At 66.3% G+C, this 21,570-nt stretch carries 23 protein-coding genes; 10 read left to right on the top strand and 13 right to left on the bottom strand.

Features of this window, described 5'->3' with window-relative positions:
* Positions 1-15: 15 nt before the first annotated feature.
* From murF to VO57_007655, 10 genes are all read right to left on the bottom strand, one after another.
* Positions 16-1,485, bottom strand: a complete 1,470-nt coding sequence (gene murF / locus VO57_007700) for a UDP-N-acetylmuramoyl-tripeptide--D-alanyl-D-alanine ligase (protein XBL71208.1) — start codon at positions 1,483-1,485, stop codon at positions 16-18.
* On the bottom strand, positions 1,482-2,969 hold the full coding sequence (locus VO57_007695) for a UDP-N-acetylmuramoyl-L-alanyl-D-glutamate--2,6-diaminopimelate ligase (GenBank protein ID XBL71207.1): 1,488 nt from the start codon (positions 2,967-2,969) through the stop codon (positions 1,482-1,484). The genes murF and VO57_007695 overlap by 4 nt, the downstream gene beginning before the upstream one ends.
* Positions 2,966-4,720 (bottom strand): penicillin-binding protein 2, encoded by a 1,755-nt coding sequence (locus VO57_007690; GenBank protein XBL71206.1) that lies wholly within the window; start codon positions 4,718-4,720, stop codon positions 2,966-2,968. The genes VO57_007695 and VO57_007690 overlap by 4 nt, the downstream gene beginning before the upstream one ends.
* Complete coding sequence (locus VO57_007685; GenBank protein XBL71205.1) at positions 4,717-5,208, bottom strand: hypothetical protein; 492 nt, start codon at positions 5,206-5,208, stop codon at positions 4,717-4,719. The genes VO57_007690 and VO57_007685 overlap by 4 nt, the downstream gene beginning before the upstream one ends.
* Positions 5,201-6,154: a 16S rRNA (cytosine(1402)-N(4))-methyltransferase RsmH gene (rsmH, locus tag VO57_007680; GenBank protein ID XBL71204.1), complete on the bottom strand. Its 954-nt coding sequence runs from the start codon at positions 6,152-6,154 to the stop codon at positions 5,201-5,203. The genes VO57_007685 and rsmH overlap by 8 nt, the downstream gene beginning before the upstream one ends.
* Positions 6,151-6,681 carry a division/cell wall cluster transcriptional repressor MraZ gene (locus tag VO57_007675; protein ID XBL71203.1) on the bottom strand — a complete coding sequence of 177 codons (531 nt, stop codon included), beginning with the start codon at positions 6,679-6,681 and terminating at the stop codon, positions 6,151-6,153. Before VO57_007675 ends, rsmH begins: the two co-directional genes overlap by 4 nt.
* A 298-nt stretch (positions 6,682-6,979) precedes the next feature.
* Positions 6,980-7,750 (bottom strand): hypothetical protein, encoded by a 771-nt coding sequence (locus VO57_007670; protein XBL71202.1) that lies wholly within the window; start codon positions 7,748-7,750, stop codon positions 6,980-6,982.
* 9 nt (positions 7,751-7,759) lie between these two features.
* On the bottom strand, positions 7,760-8,101 hold the full coding sequence (locus VO57_007665) for a hypothetical protein (protein XBL71201.1): 342 nt from the start codon (positions 8,099-8,101) through the stop codon (positions 7,760-7,762).
* 32 nt (positions 8,102-8,133) lie between these two features.
* The gene (locus VO57_007660) at positions 8,134-9,144 is read right to left on the bottom strand and encodes a cysteine synthase A (protein XBL71200.1); all 1,011 of its coding nucleotides are present in this window, start codon (positions 9,142-9,144) and stop codon (positions 8,134-8,136) included.
* A 75-nt stretch (positions 9,145-9,219) separates the two neighbouring features.
* Positions 9,220-9,537, bottom strand: a complete 318-nt coding sequence (locus tag VO57_007655; protein XBL71199.1) for a 2Fe-2S iron-sulfur cluster-binding protein — start codon at positions 9,535-9,537, stop codon at positions 9,220-9,222.
* A gap of 171 nt (positions 9,538-9,708) precedes the next feature.
* Here VO57_007655 and VO57_007650 point away from each other — a divergent pair, with 171 nt between their 5' ends.
* From VO57_007650 to VO57_007640, 3 genes are all read left to right on the top strand, one after another.
* On the top strand, positions 9,709-10,326 hold the full coding sequence (locus tag VO57_007650) for a DNA-3-methyladenine glycosylase (GenBank protein XBL71198.1): 618 nt from the start codon (positions 9,709-9,711) through the stop codon (positions 10,324-10,326).
* A gap of 203 nt (positions 10,327-10,529) precedes the next feature.
* Positions 10,530-12,500 (top strand): S9 family peptidase, encoded by a 1,971-nt coding sequence (locus tag VO57_007645; GenBank protein XBL71197.1) that lies wholly within the window; start codon positions 10,530-10,532, stop codon positions 12,498-12,500.
* A gap of 85 nt (positions 12,501-12,585) precedes the next feature.
* Positions 12,586-13,392 (top strand): SDR family oxidoreductase, encoded by an 807-nt coding sequence (locus VO57_007640; GenBank protein ID XBL71196.1) that lies wholly within the window; start codon positions 12,586-12,588, stop codon positions 13,390-13,392.
* A gap of 45 nt (positions 13,393-13,437) precedes the next feature.
* On the opposite strand, the gene VO57_007635 is transcribed toward VO57_007640, so the two are convergent.
* Positions 13,438-13,725 carry a 4a-hydroxytetrahydrobiopterin dehydratase gene (locus VO57_007635; protein ID XBL71195.1) on the bottom strand — a complete coding sequence of 96 codons (288 nt, stop codon included), beginning with the start codon at positions 13,723-13,725 and terminating at the stop codon, positions 13,438-13,440.
* A gap of 65 nt (positions 13,726-13,790) precedes the next feature.
* On the opposite strand from VO57_007635, the gene ccmA reads away from it, so the two are divergent.
* Positions 13,791-14,369, top strand: a complete 579-nt coding sequence (ccmA, locus tag VO57_007630) for a heme ABC exporter ATP-binding protein CcmA (GenBank protein ID XBL71194.1) — start codon at positions 13,791-13,793, stop codon at positions 14,367-14,369.
* Positions 14,366-15,022, top strand: a complete 657-nt coding sequence (locus VO57_007625; GenBank protein ID XBL71193.1) for a heme exporter protein CcmB — start codon at positions 14,366-14,368, stop codon at positions 15,020-15,022. Before ccmA ends, VO57_007625 begins: the two co-directional genes overlap by 4 nt.
* 20 nt (positions 15,023-15,042) lie before the next feature.
* On the opposite strand, the gene map is transcribed toward VO57_007625, so the two are convergent.
* Positions 15,043-15,870, bottom strand: coding sequence for a type I methionyl aminopeptidase (gene map / locus VO57_007620; GenBank protein XBL71192.1), 828 nt, complete (start codon positions 15,868-15,870; stop codon positions 15,043-15,045).
* 38 nt (positions 15,871-15,908) lie between these two features.
* A complete protein-coding gene (locus VO57_007615; GenBank protein XBL71191.1) occupies positions 15,909-16,727 on the bottom strand; it encodes a DUF4163 domain-containing protein in 819 nt (272 codons plus the stop codon).
* Between the two features lie 71 nt (positions 16,728-16,798).
* Here VO57_007615 and VO57_007610 point away from each other — a divergent pair, with 71 nt between their 5' ends.
* From VO57_007610 to glnA, 5 genes are all read left to right on the top strand, one after another.
* Entirely contained in the window at positions 16,799-18,193 is a 1,395-nt protein-coding gene (locus VO57_007610) for a leucyl aminopeptidase family protein (GenBank protein ID XBL71190.1), read from the top strand.
* Between the two features lie 104 nt (positions 18,194-18,297).
* The gene (locus VO57_007605; GenBank protein ID XBL71189.1) at positions 18,298-18,636 is read left to right on the top strand and encodes a hypothetical protein; all 339 of its coding nucleotides are present in this window, start codon (positions 18,298-18,300) and stop codon (positions 18,634-18,636) included.
* Positions 18,637-18,649: 13 nt separating this feature from the next.
* Complete coding sequence (argC, locus tag VO57_007600) at positions 18,650-19,582, top strand: N-acetyl-gamma-glutamyl-phosphate reductase (protein XBL71188.1); 933 nt, start codon at positions 18,650-18,652, stop codon at positions 19,580-19,582.
* Between the two features lie 134 nt (positions 19,583-19,716).
* Positions 19,717-20,055 carry a P-II family nitrogen regulator gene (locus VO57_007595; protein ID XBL71187.1) on the top strand — a complete coding sequence of 113 codons (339 nt, stop codon included), beginning with the start codon at positions 19,717-19,719 and terminating at the stop codon, positions 20,053-20,055.
* A gap of 61 nt (positions 20,056-20,116) precedes the next feature.
* On the top strand, positions 20,117-21,526 hold the full coding sequence (gene glnA / locus VO57_007590; GenBank protein ID XBL71186.1) for a type I glutamate--ammonia ligase: 1,410 nt from the start codon (positions 20,117-20,119) through the stop codon (positions 21,524-21,526).
* Positions 21,527-21,570 lie beyond the last annotated feature (44 nt).

Here is a 21,570-nt window from a genome sequence, read left to right as displayed (position 1 = left end):
TCCCCGGTCCCTTGCTTAGCTTCGGCTGACGAAGTGATCGACCAGACGGCCCAGACCGACGGCGTTGGATCCCTTGACGAGGATCGCGTCTCCGGCGTTGAGCCCGAATTCTTCCAGCGCGGCGATCGCTTCGGCAGGCCCTGCGCAATGGGCGAAGGCCGGCGGGTTGCCAAGGCCATTCGCATGCGCCGTCCCCATCTTGCGCACCAGCGGCTCCATCGCATCGCCGACAAGCACCGCGTAATCGACCTGGCCTTCCTCGATCGGTTCGAGCAGCGCCTCGTGGAAGCGTGTGCTGAATTCGCCCAGCTCGCCCATCGCACCAAGCACCGCGATCCGGCGGCTGGCGGGGGTCTGGCCCAGCTGGGTCAGCGTTGCGCGCATGGAGGCGGGGTTGGCGTTGTAGCTCTCGTCGATCAGCAGCGCCCGGCCGCCCGCCGCCGCAATCGCATGGCGCGCACCGCGACCCTTCAGGCCGCCCATCTCGCCCAGCGCGATGCCCGCCGCGCCCAGATCGCCGCCGACCGCATAGATGCACGCCATCACCGCGAGCGAATTGGCGATCCAGTGTTCGCCCGGCTCGGCGACCGAATAGCACAGCCGTGTATCGTCGATCTGCGCAGTAACCAGCGATGCCCCGCCATTGGCCGCAGGGATCGCGTCGAGCAGGCGGACGCGCGCGTGATCGGCACGCCCGAAGGAGAAGACTTCCGCCCCCGCCGCTTCGGCATGGGCCTTCAGCCGCTCGAACTGCTCGCTGTCGGCGGGGATGATCGCCGCGCCGCCGGGCTTGAGGCCGGTGAATATCTGCGCCTTCTCGTCGGCAATCGCCTCGAGCGAGCCCAGATTCTCTATATGCGCGGGTGCGATGGTGGTGATGACCGCGACATCGGGCCGCACATGGTCGGCCAGCGGCGCGATCTCGCCTGCGTGGTTCATGCCCATCTCGAACACGCCGTAGCGGGCGCGCGGACTCATCCGCGCAACGCTGAGCGGCACGCCGACGTGGTTGTTGTAGCTGCGCACGGAGCGGTGCGCCTGGCCGCGGCTCGCGCGGTCGAGGGCGGAGAAGATCGCTTCCTTGACCCCGGTCTTGCCGACCGAACCGGTCACCGCGATGCGCGTCGCCTCGCCGCGCGTACGCGCCGCAGCGGCCAGCGCGTGGAGCGCAGCGGTGGTGTCTTCCACCAGCACATGCGGCCAGTCGATCGGGCGGTCGACGATCGCGGCGGCAGCGCCCGCGGCGAATGCCTTGTCGATGAAGCGGTGGCCGTCCATCGCTTCGCCCTTCAGTGCGACGAACAGATCGCCCGGGCGCACATCGCGGCTGTCCATCTCGACGCCGGAACACTGGAAATCGCCCGACGCGACGCCGCCGGTCGCTTCGGCGATCTCGTCGGCGCTCCACAGGGCAAGCCGCAGGCTGTCACGGGCGACCTTGGGCCATGCGCGCATGCGCGGATGGGCGAGTGCTGCAACGCTCATTGGCCTCTCTCCTGAGAACCGGCATTGATCCGCGAGGCTTCCTCGCGCGCGACCTGTACGTCGTTGAACGGCAATACCCGCATGGTGTCTCCCGACCCGATGATCTGGCCTTCTTCGTGGCCCTTGCCCGCGATCAGGACGATATCGTCCCGACCGATGATTTCGATGGCCTGCGCAATCGCCTCGCGCCGCCCGGCGACTTCGCGCGTGTTCTCGCCCGCGCCCTGCATGACCGCGCGGCGGATATCCGCCGGGTCTTCGCCGCGCGGATTATCGTCGGTCACGATCACCACATCGGCGAGGCGCGAGGCGACTTCGCCCATCGGCCCGCGCTTGCCCGTATCGCGATCCCCGCCCGCACCGAACACCACGATCAGGCGACCGTTCACATGCGGGCGCAGCGCGGCAATCGCCGCCTCCAGCGCGTCCGGCGTGTGCGCATAGTCGACATAGACCGGCGCACCGGACTGGGTGATGACCGCGCGCTCCAGCCGTCCGCGGACGGGCTGCAAGCGCCCGACCGCATCCCACAAACGCGCTTCGTCCGCGCCGCTTGCCAGCGCGAGCGCGGCGGCGGTCAGCGCGTTGGCGGCCTGGTACTGGCCGATCAGCGGCAGGCGGATTGTGCGCCGGTCGCCATTGCGCGCGATCTCGACGCTCTGGCCGAGCTGGCTCGGCTCCTGGCCGATCAGGCAGATGTCGTCGCCCTGCGGCCCGACCGTGAAGATCCGCAGACCGCGCTTTTCGGCCCGCGTGCGCGCCTTGTCGGCCCACTCGCCGCCATCGGCCCAGATCACCGCCGTGCCACCATCCGCGATCACCTCGTCGAACAGCCGCATCTTGGCCTCGAAATAGGCTTGCATGCTCTCGTGATAGTCGAGGTGGTCGCGGCTGAAATTGGTGAACGCCCCTGCGACCACGCGCGCGCCGTAGTTGCGATACTGGTCGAGCCCGTGGCTCGATGCTTCGTAGGCAATGTGGGTCACGCCTTCGCGTGCCAGACCGCTCAGGTTGGCGTGGAAGGTCACGATATCGGGCGTGGTCAGCCCGGTGGAAACGCTCTCGTCCGGGGTGGTGACGCCCAGCGTGCCGATGCTCGCCGCACGCTCGCCCAGCATCCGCCACAGCTGGCGGGTCATTTCGACCGTGGAGGTCTTGCCGTTGGTGCCAGTGACCGCGACGATCGTGTCGGGCGCCGGAGTGAAATACTGCGCGGCAATCTCGGCGAAGGCCTTGCGCGGTGCCTCGTCGGCAATCTGCAGCGCGCCTTCGACCTTTGCTCCAGGCCGCACGACGACTGCGATCGCGCCCGCTGCCACGGCGGCGTCGATGAAATCCTCGCCATTGACCTTCGCGCCCGCAAAGGCGCCGAACACGGTGCCCGGCGCGACCTTGCGGTGATCGATCGCGAAACCGGTCACGATCGCATCCTCGGCCCCGCGATCCTCGCGTCCGGCCTGTTCGAGAAGGCGGTTCAGCTTCACTTGATGTCGCTCCGGATCAGGGGGCGCAGATCGGAGATGTCGATGTCGCGGCTGAGGTCGGGCCGTACGTCGAGCATCGGGCCGATGCGCGGAATCAGCTTGCCGACGATCGGCGCGGCGTTCCACGCGGCGGTCCGCTGGAAGGAACTGGCGGTGGTGCCCTTCGGCTCGTCCAGCATGGCGACCACGACATAGCGCGGGTTGTCCATCGGGAAGGCGGCGGCGAAGGTCGAGACGAGGAGCTTCTTGCGATAGCCGCCGGCGGAGGGTTTTTCCGCCGAACCGGTCTTCCCGCCGACGCGATAGCCCGGCGCATCCGCGCTCTGCCCGGTGCCGTAGACCGCGATCATCCGCAGCAGCTGGCGCATGCGGGCGCTGGTGTCTTCCTTGAACACGCGCCGCCCGGCAGCCTCCTGGCCCGGCTCCACCTTATACAAGGTGGCCGGACGCCAGACCCCGCCATTGACCATCGCGGCATAGGCAGAGGCAAGGTGCAGCGGAGTGACCGCGATGCCGTGGCCATAGGCGACTGTCATGGTGGTCACGCGCGACCACTTCTCCCCGGGCCACAAGGGCGCGCCGCGTGCGGGCAGTTCGATATAGGGACGCTCTGCCAGGCCCAGCGCGCGCATCGTGTCGCGCAGGCGTTCGGGGCCAAGCTTGTCGGCGACCCGCGCGGTCACGGTGTTTGAGGAGTGAATCAGCGCTTCAGGCACATTGAGCGTGTCCCCGAGGTTGTGACTGTCCGCAAGCGTGCGCCCGGCGACTTTCACCGGCTTTGCGTCATATCGCAGGCTCAGGTCGCGCACGATCCCGGCGTCGATCGCGGCGGCGACGGTCAGCGGCTTGAAGGTCGATCCCAGCTCATAAACCTGGTTGGTCACGCTGTTGAACACGCGCGGGGTCCGGCCAAGCTTCGCCTCGGCATCGCTGATCATCAGGTCGGAGGTCTTGATATCGTTCGGGTCGAACGCGGGCAGCGATGCCATCGCGATCACCTCGCCGGTATCCACATCCAGCACGACGCCCGCCGCGCCGCGCGCATTGACCGACAGCATGCCCTTGTTGAGCTCGTCCTCCAGCGCGCCCTGGACCCGCAGGTCGAGCGCAATCGCGGTCGGCTCGCCGCGCAGCGAACTGTCGGTCAGCCGGTCGTTGAGGACCGATTCCATGCCCAGATGGCCCTCGCCATCCTTGACGTAGCCGAGCACGTGCGCCGCCATCGACCCTTGCGGATAGAAACGGTCCTTTTCCGCCGGCAGCTCCAGCGCAGGCTCGCCGAGGTCGAACACGCGGTTGGCTTCTTCGGGCAGCAGACGGCGGCGCAGATATTGCGCGCGACCGCTGGCGAGACGCGCGGCGACATCCGCTTCGTCCAACTCGGGGAAGATCGCGGCCAGCTTTGCTGCGACTTCCTCCGGGCGGTGGACCAGCGGACTGCCACCGTCCTTCATCGCCGTGGGATTGTACCACAGCGCAAACGCATCATAATTGCGCGCCAGCGGCAGGCCGTTGCGATCGGTGATCTCGCCGCGCGGGGGCAACAGACGCTCTTCCATCGACAGCGGAGTATCGGGCGCGCCGAGCACGCCGAAGGTCGCGATCCGCATCAGCGCGACCACCGCCACCAGCCCGAAGGCGGGCATCAGCAAAAGTGCCCGCATGCGCGCGACCAGCAGCGCCTCAAGCCGCTTGTTGGCGACCCGCAGAGGGCCGGCTGCGACCATGGAGTCGATCGCGTAGGCGTTCACCGGTCGAGGCTCGCCAGGGCAAGATGGGCATCACCCGCAGCGGCAGCGGCAGCGGCGAGCTCGGCCTCCTTGCTCGAAGTTTCCTCCTGCGAGCCCTCGCCGTCGTGATCGGCCAGCGGGGAAACCAGCGCAGGATAATCGCTCGCCTCCATCTCGCGGGCAAAGCGGATCGGGTCGGGCGAGCCGGGCGCGCGCGGCGCGCTGAAGCTCGCCAGCTGGCGTTCGGTTTCGAGGAACTGGTCCGCGCGCGGCGGGGCATAGCCGAACTCGATCGCGTTCCAGTCGGCCAGCTGCTGCTGGTTGGCGCGCGTTTCGAACTCGGTTTCCAGTGCGAGCTTTTCCTGTTCCAGCGCCACGATCTGACGCTCGGCACGCACGACCTCGCTCTTCACCGCGTTGACCCTGAAGGTCAGCAGCATGAACCCGCCGAAGACGATGCCGATACAGATCGCCCAGCCGATCTGCCGCAGACGGCTACCTCTAACCATCGATCAGTTCCTTTCGGGGGGCTGCATCAGTGCGGGTGGCCGCACGCAGGATTGCGGAGCGCGCGCGGGGGTTGCGTGCCAGCTCCGCCTCGCCCGCGCGCACGGCGCGGAGCGGTTTGTCGAACGTGGCCGGCGGCGTCTCCGCGAGGGGAAGATGGCGGGAACCGCCACCGGCCTGACCGGAAGCGTCCCGCATGAAACGCTTCACGATCCTGTCTTCGAGCGAGTGGAACGAGACCACCACCAGCCGCCCGCCGGGTGCCAGCAGACGCTCGGCCGCGGCCAGCGCACCGCGCAGCTGCTCCAGCTCTCCGTTCACGTGGATGCGGATCGCCTGGAAGGTGCGCGTGGCAGGGTCTTTCTTGTCGTGCGGCTTGTGCCCTGTCGCCTTGCGGACCAGCCGGGCAAGCTGCCCGGTCGTCTCCAGCGGGCGCGCGGCCACGATCGCGCGGGCGATCCGGCGCGACTGACGCTCCTCGCCATACTGGTAGATCACATCGGCGATCTCGGCTTCGTCGGCGCTGTTGAGGAAGTCCGCCGCGCTCGGCAGGTCGGGGTCCATCCGCATGTCGAGCGGGCCGTCGCCAGCGAAGGAGAAGCCGCGGTCCGCCTGGTCGAGCTGCATCGAGGAGACCCCGATGTCGAGCACGATGCCATCGACCCTGGCGATGCCCTGCTCCGCCAGCGCGGCTGCCATGTCGGCAAAGGCACGGCGATGCAGAACGAGGCGCGGCGGAGTCTCGGCCAGCTCGGGCCACCCCTGCGCATTCTCGAGCGCGGTCGGATCGCGGTCGAAGGCGTGCACCGTCGCCCCTGCGTCGAGGAGAGCGCGCGTATAGCCGCCAGCGCCGAACGTGCCGTCGACGATCAGCTCGTCCTGTACGGGCCGCAGCGCGGCAACCACTTCGTCGAGGAGGACGGGGATGTGGGGGGACGGGGCGCTCACTTCTTCTTGCCCTTCTCGCGCGCGTCCTTTTCCAGCGCGCGGCAGGCGGCCTTGGGCATCGCCATTTCGGGGCCCATTTCGTAGAGCTTGGCCGGGTTCCAGACGGTGAAGAAGCGCCCGCCGCCCTGGAAGAACAGCGCATCCTCGATCTCGCCGATGTCGCGCAGGAATTCGGGCATGATGAAACGCCCGCTGTCGTCGAACGGCATGGTCTCGAAGCTGTTGAGCTGGATCGCGCGAGTGTCGCGGTCGAAATCGCGCCCGAACTTGTAGGCCGATTCCTCTTCACGATCGAGGATCGCTTCGAAATCCTCGACCCGCTTGGTGCCGAAGCCGACCAGGCAATCCCACTTCTCGTGCTTGGTGAGGCACAGCCGGCGATCTTCGGTGGAGGCCTTCACCGCGTTGCGGAAGGCGGGAGGCAGCGTGAACCGACCCTTTTCGCTGCGAAGCGAAAAGGCCTGCCCGCTATATCCCTGAAACGCCTCCGACACGGTTTCGCTCTTCCCCTGTGAGCGCCTTTCCAAGGACAAAACCTCCCCGCCCCGCGGTGCGCCAAGCACCCCGGTTCGCGTGGAATCCCACGCGCGGGTCGAATCCTGTCCGATGCGAGATTTGTATTATCGCGGGACGAGTGGGGATTAAAGGGGAAATTTAGGAATCGTTGTTGAAAACCTTACGAATTCGAACGTCCAAGCGCGCAATTGCGCCATTTTCCGGCGCGACACAAGGTTAATTCCTTAGGTTGGGATCGGGTAAAGACCGGAAGCTCAGGGATCACCCGGGGCCGCTCAAGCCTTTCAGATTCATGGATTTTTGAGAAGGCTAGCGGACGTCGTCCCGCGCCATCCCCAAAAGTGCCGCAAGCATATCCTCGGCCCCGGCGGGTGCAGGATCGCTTTCGAACAGGGTCGCGTCGGCCAGCGCGACGACGCTCCCCGCCCCGATGCTGCACACCGCGATCAATGCATCGTTACGCAGGCGGCATTCGCCCTGCCCCCCGCCCGCAGCGGGGCGCAGCGAGAAGCGCCCGCCCAGCGCCACTGGCAACTCGTGATCCCCCATGGAAACGAAACGGACCCCGCCGTCCCCATCCTTCCCCGGTTCGAGCGCAAGGCCCCAGCGCGCAAGGATCGGGCCGCTGAGCGAGATCGCCTGGGGATTGCGCGGGTCGCCCAGCGCAAAACGCGGCTCGCCGACCAGCAGCGGGTCCGCGACCAGCAGCACGTTTCCGCCCGCACGCACCCAGGTGTCGAGCGCGACATTCTCCGCCGCGGTCAATGCACGCGGCTGGACCAGCAGCAGGCGGTCGACCTGCCCCAGGCTTTCGGGATCGAGCACGTCGAGCGGCTCCAGCGTCCCGCGCTTCTCCAGCACGGCGCGCACCCAGTGGTGCCGCACCGACTGCGCGGCCAGCGCCTCGGCCACGCTCGATTCCGGAGCGCGGTAGAGCGGCAGCGAACTCATCAGACCGATCCGCCCGTCCCGCTCTCCCGGGTCTTCCCCCGGAAAGCCGTGGAAACCCAAAGCTGCAGCAGCCATCGCGCCCAGCCCCAGCGCGGCGCTGAGGCCGACGGCCAGCCATCCCTTCTTCAAGCCCGGATCCTACTCAACCGGGGCACCTTCGCCCTGCTCGGGCAGCACGGGACCTTCGGGGATGGGCTCGGCTTCGGGCTGTTCGGGCAAATCGGGGACCACGCCCGCATCGGACAGCGGATCGCTCGCGGGGGTTGCAGCGCTGGGCTCCACCGTCGGCGCTGCCTGCGGCACCGTGGTTTCCTCGGTCCGCAACACGCGGTCGGTGATGACATTGGCGAGGCCGACGACCAGCAGAACCGTCACGATCCCGCCAATCCCGACACGCAGCCGCTGCATCACCTCCGCATCGCGGGGATTGACTGGATCGGCGGCGGGGCGTTGCGCTTCGAAGTCCGGTATCAGGGCCATGGCCAGCGAATTTAGTGCCCGCGCGGTGCGGGTCAATCGCGAAGCCAGTCAAACACCGGCAAGCCCTTGTCGCGCAGCCATTCGGCGTTGAAGATCGTCGAGAGATAGCGGAAGCCGCTGTCGCACAAAATCGTCGCGACGCGGGCGTCTGTACGGCCGTCCGCAACGAGTTGCTTGCCCAGCGCGACCGCGCCCGCGACGTTGATGCCCGACGACAGGCCGAGGCACAGGCCTTCTTCCTTCAGCAGACGCGCGACCCATTCCAGCCCCTCCTCATCGGAGATGCGGAACTGCGTGTCGATCGGCGCGCCGTCGAGATTGGCGGTGATCCGCCCCTGCCCGATCCCTTCGGCCACCGAAGAACCTTCTGACGACAGTTCTCCGTTGGCGTAGTAATTATACAGCGCCGCGCCGTGCGGGTCGGTCAGCGCGATGCGGACGTTTTCGTCCTTTTCCTTCAGCCCCAAGCCGACGCCGGCGATCGTGCCGCCGGTCCCCGCAGCGCAGGTGAAGCCGTCGATCCGGCCTTCCAGCTGGTCCCACAATTCGGGCGCGGTGCTGTCGATATGCGCGCGGCGGTTGGCGATATTGTCGAACTGGTTGGCCCAGATCGCGCCCTCGGTCTCCTCCGCCAGCCGGCGCGAGGTGTGGACGAAGTGGCCGGGATTGGCGAACTTGGTCGGCGGCACCAGCACCAGCTGCGCACCCAGCGCGCGCAGCGTATCCATCTTCTCGCGCGCCTGGTTGTCGGGCATCACGATGATCGTCTTGTAGCCGAGCGCATTGGCGACCAGCGCGATCCCGATCCCGGTATTGCCCGCCGTTCCTTCGACGATCGTGCCGCCCGGCTTCAGCTCTCCGCGTGCCTCGGCATCGCGGATGATCCACAGCGCCGCGCGGTCCTTCACGGAGCCGCCCGGATTGGCGAATTCGCACTTGCCGTAGATGTCGCAGCCCGCCGCCTCGCTCGGCCCTGCAAGCCGGACGAGCGGGGTGTTGCCGATAAGGTCGAGAGCGCGTGGCAGGGGGGCGGGAGCTTTCATGGCAACCGCTTAGCGCCTGAGCGGCCCGCGCAGCAACCGCGATCCGCTATCGGGCCTGCAAGTCAGTCTTGCCGCTCAATCCTCGGGAGCGATCTGGACCTTCAGCCCGTCGAGATCGGAGGTGAACTCGATCTGGCACGACAGGCGCGAGGTTTCGTTGCGGTGGTCGCTGCTTTCCAGCAGATCGTCCTCGTCCTCGCTCATCGCGGGCAGCTTGTCGCCGAACGCCGGGTCGACATGGACGTGGCAGGTCGCGCACGAGCAGCACCCGCCGCACAGCGCTAGCAACTCGTCGAAGCCGTTGTCGCGGATCGCCTCCATCACGGTCAGGCCGTCGCCGACCTCGATCGTGCGCTCGGTTCCACTGCGGTCGACCACGGTAAGCTTGGGCATTGGCTGTCCTTTATCTCATCCCCGGGCGGCGCTCTCGCGCGCGCCGTTGACGCGGCTGCTAAAAGCTGCGTTTCGGCAATGCAAGCAGATGGGTACGCAAATGCGCAAGCAAAGCGACGGGCAACTGGCCAAGCGTAGGGGCGGTCGGCCCACACAATCGGAGGATCGGCCATGGGCCTGAGCGCACAACAGATACGCCGCGGGCTGGACAGCGTGGCTGCGATCGAGCCCGACATGGCGCGCGCGCTGGAGATCGCCGGCTATCCCGAACCGCGCATCCGCCCGACCGGGTACAAGACGCTGCTGCGAACCATCGTCGGCCAGCAGGTCAGCGTCGCCTCCGCGGCGAGCGTGTGGACCAAGCTGGAGGCCGAGCTGGGCGAGGATTTCACCCCGTCATGCCTGCTCGAACGCGATTTCGACACGCTGCGTGCGTGCGGCCTGTCGCGCCAGAAGCAGGGCTATGCGCGCAGCCTGTGCGAACTGGTCCACGCGGGCGAGCTGGACCTTCACAACCTGCCGGAGGACGATGAGGAGGCGATTGCCCAGCTCACCCGGATCAAGGGGATCGGGCGCTGGTCGGCCGAAATCTACCTGCTGTTCGCGGAAGGCCGCCCCGACATCTGGCCTGCGGGCGATCTGGCGGTGATGGCGGGGATCGGCAAGATCCTCGGCCACGAAGAACGCCCGGACGAGAAGGCAACTCGCGCCCTCGCCGAACCGTGGCGCCCGCACCGCGGCGCGGTCGCGATCTTCACCTGGCATTGCTACGACAATCCGGCACTTTGACTGCCGCGCGGGACGACGCGACCCGTCAATGTCCCTTTACATGGTGACAAGGCTCATTTACGGTTGCGATCATTGACCTGAGGAGGAGAGGTTTGATGTTTCGTACCCGCAAGATCGCCCTGAGCACGAGTCTGGCCATTGGTTGCGCCGCAGCCGCGCTCACGCTAGCCGCCGCACCATCCATTGCTCATACGGACGATAGCATGACCGCAGCCACCCCCGCCGCCAAAGCCCCGCTGATCCCGCGCGAAAGCCTGTTCGGCAATCCGACCCGCGCAGGCGGTCAGATCAGCCCCGATGGCAAGTGGATCAGCTGGCTCGCCCCGTCGAACGGCGTGCTCAACGTGTGGATGGCCCCGGCGGACGATCTCGACAACGCGAAGGTCATGACCAAGGCGACCGATCGCCCGATCCGCCAGTATTTCTGGGCCCCGGACAGCGCCAGCCTGCTCTATATTCAGGATAAGGGCGGGGACGAGAATTTCCTGCTCTACGGCGTCAATGTCGAAACCGGCGTGGAAACCACGCTGACCGATTTCGAGAACACGCGGGTGATGGTCGTCGGCGGGTCCGACCGGATCAAGGACAAGATCCTGATCGGCCTCAACAACCGCGATCCGCAATATCACGACGTCTACATGCTCGACCTCAACACCGGCGAGCTGACCGAGCTGATCGAGAACAACGGCTATGCCGGGTTCGTCGCGGACGACAATCTCGACGTGCGCCTGGCGCTGAAACCCAACGCCGAAGGCGGGATGGATTTCTTCAAGGTGGTCGACAACGCTGTCGAGGAAGAGCCTTTCGGCAGCACCGGCCTCGAAGATTCGCTGACCACCAGCCCGGCGGGTTTCACCACCGACGGCAAGACGCTCTACTGGCTCGATAGCCGCGGTCGCAACACCGCCGCGCTGACCGCGATGGACGTCGAGACGGGCGAAACGCGGGTGATCGCGCAGGACGAGAAGGCCGATATCGGCGGATCGATCCGCGACCAGAAGACCGGCGAGGTGGAGGCCTATTCGGTCTATTACCTCAAGAACGAATGGGTCGCGCTCGATCCGGAAATCAAGGCCTCGCTCGATTTCCTCGAAGCCAACCTGACAGGCGAGTTCGGCATTTCCTCGCGCACCGAGGACGATACCAAGTGGATCATCGGCAATGATCCGGTGGTCGGCCCGGCGAAGAGCTTCCTCTACGATCGCACCGCCAACACGCTGACCGAACTCTACGTCACCCGGCCTGAGCTGGAAGGCGCGCCGCTGCAGCCGATGCATACGCTCGAGCTGAAGAGCCGCGACGGGCTCACCCTCCCCTCCTACCTCACCCTGCCGCCGGGCAGCGACAGCGATGGCGACGGCGTGCCGGACAAGCCGGTGCCGATGGTGCTGCTGGTCCACGGCGGACCGTGGGCGCGCGACGCCTATGGCTTCAACGGTTACCACCAGTGGCTCGCCAATCGCGGCTATGCGGTGATGAGCGTCAATTATCGCGGCTCGACCGGGTTCGGGAAGGACTTCATCAACGCCTCCAACCTGCAATGGTCCAAGACCATGCACGACGACCTGATCGACGCCACGAAGTGGGCGATCGACGAAGGCGTCGCGATTCCGGACAAGGTCGCGATCATGGGCGGCTCCTACGGCGGCTATGCCACGCTGGTGGGCCTGACCTACACGCCCGAAACCTTCGCCTGCGGGGTCGACATCGTCGGCCCGTCCAACCTCGAAACGCTGCTCTCCACCATTCCGCCCTACTGGGCCCCGGTGGTCGCACAGTTCCACGAGCGGATGGGCAACCCCAACACGCCCGAGGGCAAGCAGCTGCTGATCGACGCCTCGCCGCTGTACAAGGCGGACCAGATCGTGAAGCCGCTACTGATCGGCCAGGGGGCGAACGACCCGCGCGTCAACCAGGCGGAAAGCGACCAGATCGTCGAGGCGATGAAGGCGAAGAACATCCCCGTCACCTACGTGCTGTTCCCCGACGAAGGGCACGGTTTCGCGAAGCCGTCCAACAACATCGCGTTCAACGCGGTGACCGAGAACTTCCTCGCCACCTGCCTTGGCGGGCGCGCCGAGCCGATCGGCGAGACAATCGAGGAATCGACCGCCCAGATCGAGGAAGGCGCTGACTTCGTTCAGGGCCTCAAGGCCGCGATCGACGGGGACTGAGCCGACACCCTCCCCTCCCGCCGCTTGCGGGAGGGGCCACGGGTGGGCATGAGGTCAGATGCAACGGAAGCAGACGGGAAGCCTCATGGACAGGAAAGCGATCTTCATCACCGGCGGCGCGTCCGGCATCGGGCGCGCCATCGCGCAGCGTTTCGCCAAGGAAGGCTGGTTCGTCGGCCTCGGCGATGTGAACGAAAAGGGGATGGTCGAAACCCAGCACCTGATCGGGCTCGGCTTCAGCTTCGGCCACACCTTCGATGTGCGCGACCGGGATGCGTGGGACGAAGCGCTCAATGCGTTCTCCATGGCCTCAGGCGGCCGGATCGACGTGGTCGCCAATAATGCGGGCATCCCGCTGGGCGGCTCGCTCGACCAGAACAGCGTCGAGGAGATCGAACGCTGCCTCGACATCAATCTGAAGGGCGTCTTGTTCGGCGCGCAGGCCGCGCTGCCGCACCTCAAGAAGACCGCACCCGGATCGTGCCTGCTCAACACCGCGAGCGCGGCGGGCCTTTATGGCACCGCGGGCGCCAGCGTCTATTCCGCGACCAAGTTCGGCGTGCGCGCGATCACCGAAAGCCTCGATGGCGAATGGGCCGAATACGGCATCAACGTGCGGTCGATCATGCCCAGCTTCATCGAAACCCCGCTGATCGACCAGCTCCCCAATGGGCAGACCAACGAAGCGATCCGCGACCGGGTGAAGGCCGCCGGGCTAGAGATCACTCCGGTCGCCGATGTCGGAGAGGCCGCGTGGGCTGCGGTCAATGGCGACAAGCTGCACACGCTGGTCGGCAAGACCGCCAAACGAGTCGGCTTCGCCTCGCGCTTTCTGCGGGGGCAGATGCGCAAACAGGTCCGCCGCAACGCAGGCGCGATGGGCGGACCCTGACCTGTAACTTCGCTTCCGTGAACCGGTCGCCTGAACGCTGTAAATCTAGAGCCCGTTGATCGCCTGTGCCATGTGCACGTCGCGATGCGACAGACCGTCCGCATCATGCGTGGTCAGCGTGATCTCGACCGTGTTGTATACATTGGACCATTCGGGATGATGGTCGTTCTTCTCGGCGATCAGCGCGACCCGGTTCATGAATCCCCATGCCTCGCTGAAATCCTCGAACTTGAAGGTGCGCACGATCGCGTCGCGGTCGCTCGCCATTTCCCACCCGTCGAGCGCTTCCAGCCAGCTTCCACGTTCCTCTTCGCTCAGTTTCTCGACCGCCATGGGAATGTCCTTTCGCTACCGGATGATATTGCCGTCACGCGCCCCCTCGCCTAACCCGCGCAGCCATGCAAGCCCGCCTCTCCGCTCGCGATCTCGCCTGCCGTCGCGGCGAGCGCCTGCTTTTCCGCAAGCTGACGCTCGATCTCGGCCCCGGCGACATGCTGCATGTGCGCGGGCCCAATGGCGTGGGCAAGACCAGCCTGATGCGGATCCTCGCCGGGCTCGCGCGGCCCTTTGCGGGCGAAGTGGAGCGCACCGGCGAGGTTGGCCTGGTAGACGGCCGCCATGCGCTCGATCTCGACCGCGAACTGGGTGACGCGATGCGGTTCTGGGCGCGACTGGATGGCGCGGGCGATCCGACCGGTGCGATGGAGCGGCTGGGTGTCGATGCGCTGGCGGATATCCCGACCGGCTACCTGTCTACCGGCCAGAAACAGCGCGCGGTGATCGCCCGCCTGCTGCTGCGGGCCCGCGCGATCTGGCTCCTCGACGAGCCCTTCGCCGGGCTCGACACCGCATCGCAGGCGCTGCTCGCCGATCTGATCGCGGAGCATTGCGGCGATGGCGGGCTGTGCCTGTACGTTTCGCACCAGCCGGTCGATCTGCCCGCACGGGTGCTCGATCTGGCGGAGTATGCAGCATGAGCGCCTTCGCGATCCTGCTGCGCCGCGACCTCGCGATCCTGCTGCCCGGCGGTGCGCGCGGCTCCGCCTTTCTGCCGCTGATCTTCTTCCTGCTGGTCGCGGTGCTGTTCCCCTTCGCCGTCGGGCCTGAGCCGAGCCTGCTCGCGCGCACGGGTGGCGGAGTCCTGTGGGTCGCCGCGCTGCTTGCGAGCATCCTGCCACTCGACCGGCTGGTTGCGGCAGACCGCGACGCAGGCGTTTTCGACCAACTGCGGCTGCGCGGGATCAGCGAAGAAGTGGCAATGACCGCGCGGCTGATCGCGCACTGGCTCAGTTTCGGTCCGCTGATCCTTATCGCCACCCTGCCCGCCTCGGCACTGCTATCGCTGAGCGGACCGACCTTCTGGCGACTGCTCGCGAGCCTGCTGGCAGGCACGCCGGGCCTCGCCGCGATCGGCCTGATGACCGCCGCGCTGCTGGCGTCGCTTAGGGGAGGCACCGCGCTCGCCGGGCTGATGCTCGCGCCGCTGGCCGTGCCGCTGGTCATTTTCGGCGCGGGCCATCTCGCCCGCGTGGACATGAGCGGCGCGCTGTTCGCCGGTGCCTTCAGCCTGGTCCTATGCGCAATCGCGCCCTTCGCCGCCGCTGCGGCTATTCGGGCGGCGCGGGATTAGGCACCAATGCCTGGCGAAGCTCAGTAGGGCGGCTTGTCGCGGCCCGTGGGGCTGAGCGTGAAGATCTCCACCCCATCCTCGGTAATCGCGAGCGAGTGTTCGAACTGTGCGGAGAGCGACTTGTCGCGGCTCACGGCGGTCCAGCCGTCGCCAAGCACCTTGGCCCATGGCTTGCCCGCGTTGAGCATCGGCTCGATGGTGAAGAACATGCCGGGCTTGAGTTCCGGCCCGCTGCCCGCCACGCCGACATGGACCACTTCGGGCGCGTCGTGGAACAGCCGCCCCACCCCGTGCCCGCAGAATTCGCGGACCACGCCATAGCGGTGCTGCTTGGCATGCGCCTCGATCGCGGCGCCGATATCGCCCAGCCGCGCGCCGGGTTTGCTCGCCGCGTCGATCCCGATCATCAGCGCCTCGTGCGTCGCCTCGACCAGCTTCTTCGCCTTGAGCGGCGGATCGCCGGCGAAGAACATGCGGCTGGTATCGCCGTGCCAGCCGTCGAGCAGCGGGGTCACGTCGATATTGAGGATGTCGCCATCTTTCAGCGTCTTCTCGCCCGGGATGCCGTGGCAGATCACGTGGTTGACCGAGATGCAGCTGCTGTGCGTGTAGCCGCGATAGCCGAGCGTCGCGGGCACCGCGCCTGCATCCAGCATCATCCCGCGGATCGCATCGTCGATGCTCGCGGTGGTTACGCCGGGCTTCACCAGCTCGGGCATCTGGTCGAGGATTTCGGCGGCCAGTCGCCCGGCCTTGCGCATCCCCTCGAACCCTTCGGGGCCGTGGAGCTTGATTGTGCCGTCGCGGTAGACGTCGGAATCGGCTTCGATGGTCTGGTATTCGGTCATGGCGCACTAGATACGCACGACCGCGCGAAAAAGCGAGGTCAGCCGACGAAATCGTCGCGATAGCGCTCTTTCACCGCCGCGCGGATCGCATCGTCTACGCTCAGTTCGACTTCATAATCGCCCTCGACATAAGGCCCGGCCACGTAAGGTGCCGCGTAGAGCATGATCCGGTCGAACTTGTGCCCATTGGACAGCAGCACAAGCTCCAGCTCCTCAAGGTCGGGGCAGCGGTTGAAGGTATCGTCGCCCTCGTCCAGCTCGCCGCCACGCCGGGCCATGCGCTGCGTATCGAGCGCGTTGCAGAACCTCTCGCCCAGAGCTTCGGACAGCGCGGCCTGCGATTCGAACAGCATGATCGGTTCGAGCAGGCGCTGCGCCCCCTTGTTCCAAAGCACGGAGCTGAGACCGTAATTGCCGTGCGCACCGCCGAAATAGGTCGCCCCATTCTCGATCAGGCTGAGCCATTCGTCGGTTTGCCCGGCCGGCTTCCACTCGATCGTGACCATGTAGCGGTTGTAGGGAAAGCCGTTCTCGCGTGCCTCCTCGCTCGCCTCGCGGGCGGCGCGTTGCAGGTCGGCCTCCTCGCGCTTGGCTTGCTGGTCGAGCCGGTCCTTCAGCGCCGGCACCGCGCCGAGCGTTTCGGGATAGGTGAAGGAAAAGGCGTAGAGATCGTTTTCTTCGGAAATCTCGCGTCCCTGCCCGGCAGGCTTCTCGCCATCCTTCGCGTCATCTGCCGAAGCGGTGGCGGCGGCCTTGTCCTGGTCCACCCCGACATCGCGCTGCATGTCTTCGGGCGAGGAACAGCCCGCCACACCAAGGCCCATCACCAGCACAAGCTTCGCAAAACCTGCGGCCATTATCATCTCAATCCCTTGTCGCGGCGCGAATCCGGTTGGCACGGCGCGCCTTCGTCGCCATGCATAATAGGATGAATGATACGGCTTTGATACAGCCCGACAAGGGCCAGAACGCAACCGACCTCCACCTCGTCAACGATGCAGGCTTCGCCGATTGGGCGAAGGGCCTGAACGACGGCCAGCGCGCCATGCTGGAGGCGCAGAACTTCACCGGCAAGGGCTACGAAACCGCGATCGTCCCCGCGACGCCGGGTGAAGGCAATGCGTGGTTCGCGGTCGGCGGCGTGGCCGATCCGGATTCGCTGTCCAGCTGGTGCCTCGCACGGCTGGCCGAGGTGCTGCCTGCCGGAACCTATCGCCTCAAGGGGCGCGAGCCCGGCCCCGCCCTGCACGGCTGGCAGACGGCCCAGTACAAGAACCTCGCGTTCCGCAGCGATGCCGAAGCTCCGGGCGCACGCGTGCTGCTGACCCAGAACGCCAAGGCGATCGAACCCGCGATTGCGGAGGCGCAAGCGGTCAATCTGGTGCGGCGGCTGGTCGACACCCCGCCCGAGGTGATGGGCCCGGCAGGGATCGAGGCCGAGTTCGAAGCGCTGGTGAAGGATCACGACGCCAGGCTCGAGGTGACCCGGGGCGATCAGCTCGAGCAGAACTATCCGCTGGTCCACGCGGTCGGCCGCGCGGCTGCGCGCCACCATGCCCCGCGGATCATGCATCTGACCTGGGGCAAGAAGGACGCGCCCGTCATGGCGATCGTCGGCAAGGGCGTCACCTTTGATTCGGGCGGGCTCGACATCAAGTCTTCCACCGGCATGGCGCTGATGAAGAAGGATATGGGCGGCGCGGCGCACGCGATCGCGCTCGCGAAGCTGGTGATGCAGCACAACCTGCCGGTGCGCCTGCACCTGCTGGTGCCCGCGGTGGAAAATGCGATCTCGGGCAACGCGCTGCGCCCGGGCGATATCGTCAAGAGCCGCAAGGGGCTGACGGTCGAGATCACCAACACCGATGCAGAAGGCCGGCTGATTCTGGCCGACGCGCTCGACCGGGCGAGCGAGGAAAATCCCGAGCTGCTGATCGACTTCGCCACGCTGACCGGCGCGGCGCGGGTCGCGCTGGGGCCGGACTATCCCGCGCTGATGACTCGGCGCGACGAAACCGCCGCGGCGCTGATTTCTGCGGGCAAGGCCCATGATGACGAGCCGTGGCGTCTGCCGCTGCCCGCTCTCTACCGCGAATGGCTCGATTCCCCGCTCGCCGACTGCATCAACGCGCCCACCAACGGCTTTGCAGGCGCAAGCGTCGCGGGCCTGTTCCTCGACCAGTTCGTAGGCGAAGACATCGACTGGGCGCATTTCGACACCTACGCGTGGCGGCCGACCGCCAGACCGGGGCGGCCCAAGGGCGGTGAGGCCTACGGACTGCGCGCCAGCTGGCACATGCTGCGCGAGCGCTTCGGGGCCTAGAAAAAGAGCGCCATAAGTGGTCGCAAAGCGCGCCGAGGTTGTTCAGCCGCGGCGCACAGGCTAAGCGGCCAGAAACAACAGAACATGATGACCAAACCACTCTAGTGAGCGATCTTCCTTCCAGTCACCCGCATGCAGGCCAGATCGGCCTGACCGGCCCCGTCGTGTGGCCCGACAAGGGCACGCTGCCGCTGCGCCGCGACCTTGCGCATATCGACCTCGCGCCGCGGTTTCTCGTCGCCAATTATGCGGTGCCGGTGCCGATGCAGATCGGCGAGGCCCCCGCGCCGCTGGTGCGTTCCACCCTCGAAGAGGACGACGTGATCACCACGCTGGAGCCAGGTGCCACGTTCGAAGCTCTCGACGTCACCGGAAGCTGGGTATGGGGCTGCCTCGGCCCCGAAGGTCCGTCGGGCTATGTCCGGCGCTCGGCCTTCCCCTGATGGGCCGCTGGTCATGACCACCGAAGTTTTCGTCGATGGCGCTGCAGGGACCACCGGGCTGGAAATCGTCGCCCGGCTCGAGGCGCATCCCCACTTCACGCCCGTCGTCCTCGAAGAGGCGCGGCGCAAGGATGCCGATGCGCGGCGCGAGGCGCTCAACGACACGCTCTTCGCAGTGCTGTGCCTGCCCGACGATGCCGCGCGCGAGGCGGTCGAGCTGGTCGACCCGGCAGCGAAGACGCGCATCGTCGATGCCTCCTCCGCACACCGCGTCGCCGACGGCTGGACCTATGGTTTTCCCGAACTGATCGGGCGCGAACGGATTGCGGACGCCGTCCGCGTCAGCAACCCCGGCTGCTACCCGACCGGCTTCCTCGCGCTGGTCGCACCGCTGGTGCGTGCCGGGCTGCTGCCCGCCGACTGGCCCTTCACCGTCAACGCGGTCAGCGGCTATTCCGGCGGCGGCAAGGCGCTCATCGAACGGTTTGCGGACGAGCCCGACATCGCCTTTCGCACCTACGGCCTCAACCTCACCCACAAGCACCTGCCCGAGATGCAGCGCCATGCAGGCCTCGATCACGCCGTGCTCTTCGCGCCCAGTGTGGTGCCCGCCTATCGCGGAATGCTGGTCGAGGTACCGCTGCATCTTGGTGCGATGCGGACCGAACCGACCGCCGACACCCTTCGCGACGAGCTGGCCAGGTTCTACGCGGATTCCGAGGTCGTCGAGGTGATGGCCAAGGGCGATCCGGGCGAATTGCTGCTGCACCGCGATGCTGCGCCGGATGACGGAATGCGGCTCCACGTCTTCGGCAATGAAGGCGGCTGGAACGTGCGCCTCGTCGCCCTGCTCGATAACCTCGGCAAGGGGGCCAGCGGGGCCGCGATCCAGAACCTCAACCTGATGGCAGGCTTTCCTGAAACTGCGTCGCTGCAACTGCGATAGGCACAAATGCAGCGCGAAGGCCCGATTTCGCGCAATGAGGTTGCCCCTTTATCGCAGTGCAACATTGCACTAGGCTCGTGTGACAATTCGCCGACTCGCAGCGGCAGACCCGAACGGGAAGGACACGGCACGCGGTGAAAAAGATCGAAGCGATCATCAAACCCTTCAAACTCGACGAGGTGAAGGAGGCGCTGCACGAGGTAGGGGTCTCGGGCATCACCGTGATCGAGGCCAAGGGCTTCGGACGCCAGAAGGGCCACACCGAACTCTACCGCGGTGCCGAATATGTCGTCGATTTCCTGCCCAAGGTGAAGCTCGAGGTCGTCGTGGCCGACGCGCTGGCAGAGCGCGTGGTCGAAGCGATCGCGGGCGTCGCCCAGACGGGCCGTATCGGCGACGGCAAGATCTTCGTCTCAACGATCGATTCCGCGCTCCGCATTCGCACCGGCGAACGGGACGACGACGCGATCTAGCATTTACCTGCGATAAGATTTCCCGGGCATTTCCGCCCGAAAACCATCCGAAAGGAGCATCATGTCAACTGCCAGCGACATTCTGAAACAGATCAAGGAACAGGATATCGAGTGGGTCGACCTGCGGTTCACCGATCCCAAGGGCAAATGGCAGCACCTGACCATGGTCGCCGATGTCCTGACGGAGGATGAACTGGAAGACGGCCTGATGTTCGACGGTTCGTCGATCGCCGGCTGGAAGGTCATCAACGAATCCGACATGATCCTGCGCCCCGATCTGGAGCGGGTCTATCTCGATCCGTTCAGCGCGACCCCGATGATGATCATCTTCTGCGACATCGTGGAGCCCAACACGGGCGACTGGTACGCACGCGATCCGCGCTCCACCGCGAAGCGTGCGGAAGCCTATCTCAAGTCGACCGGCGTGGGCGACACCGTCTATGTCGGCCCCGAAGCCGAATTCTTCATGTTCGACGATGTCCGCTTCGAAGACGGCTATGCCGGTTCGGGCTTCTCCATCGACGATATCGAGCTGCCGACCAACTCGGGCCGCGAATACGACGCGGGCAACATGGCCCACCGGCCCCGCGCCAAGGGCGGTTACTTCCCCGTCGCGCCGGTCGACTCCGCGGTCGACATTCGCGGCGAGATGGTCGCCACGATGAAGGAAATGGGCCTCAACTGCGACAAGCACCACCACGAGGTTGCCGCAGCGCAGCACGAGCTGGGCCTGACCTTCTCGACCCTGGTCGAAACCGCCGACAACATGCAGATCTACAAGTACGTCGTGCACCAGGTCGCGCATGCCTACGGCAAGTCGGCGACCTTCATGCCCAAGCCGATCAAGGACGATAACGGCAGCGGCATGCACACGCATATGTCGATCTGGAAGAACGGCGACCCGACCTTCGCAGGCACCGGCTATGCCGGCCTGTCGGACAATTGCCTCTATTACATCGGCGGCGTCATCAAGCACGCCAAGGCATTGAACGCCTTCACCAACCCGACCACCAACAGCTACAAGCGGCTGGTCCCGGGTTTCGAAGCGCCGGTGCTGCTCGCCTATTCGGCCCGCAACCGCTCGGCCTCGTGCCGCATCCCCTATGGTGCGGGCGAAAAGGCGAAGCGCGTCGAATTCCGCTTCCCCGATGCAATGGCCAACCCCTACCTCGCCTATTCGGCGCTGCTGATGGCGGGCCTCGACGGGATCACCAACAAGATCCACCCGGGCGAGGCGATGGACAAGAATCTCTACGACCTGCCGCCGGCCGAACTGGCCGACGTGCCGACCGTGTGCGGCTCCCTGCGCGAAGCACTGGTCGCGCTGGAGGAAGACCACGAATTCCTGCTCAAGGGTGACGTCTTCACCAAGGACCAGATCGACGCCTATGCCGAGCTGAAGTGGGAAGAGGTGATGCGCACCGAAACCACCCCCTGCCCGGTCGAATTCGACATGTACTACAGCGCGTAATCGCGCCGGATCGCAAAGATCACCAGGAGGGCCGCCGGAGCGAT

Origin of the sequence: Citromicrobium bathyomarinum (assembly GCA_001306305.2) — a bacterium.
In the GTDB taxonomy this organism is placed as follows: domain Bacteria; phylum Pseudomonadota; class Alphaproteobacteria; order Sphingomonadales; family Sphingomonadaceae; genus Alteriqipengyuania; species Alteriqipengyuania bathyomarina.
Note: the sequence above shows the minus strand (reverse complement) of the source record. Positions and strands in the feature narration are given on the sequence as shown.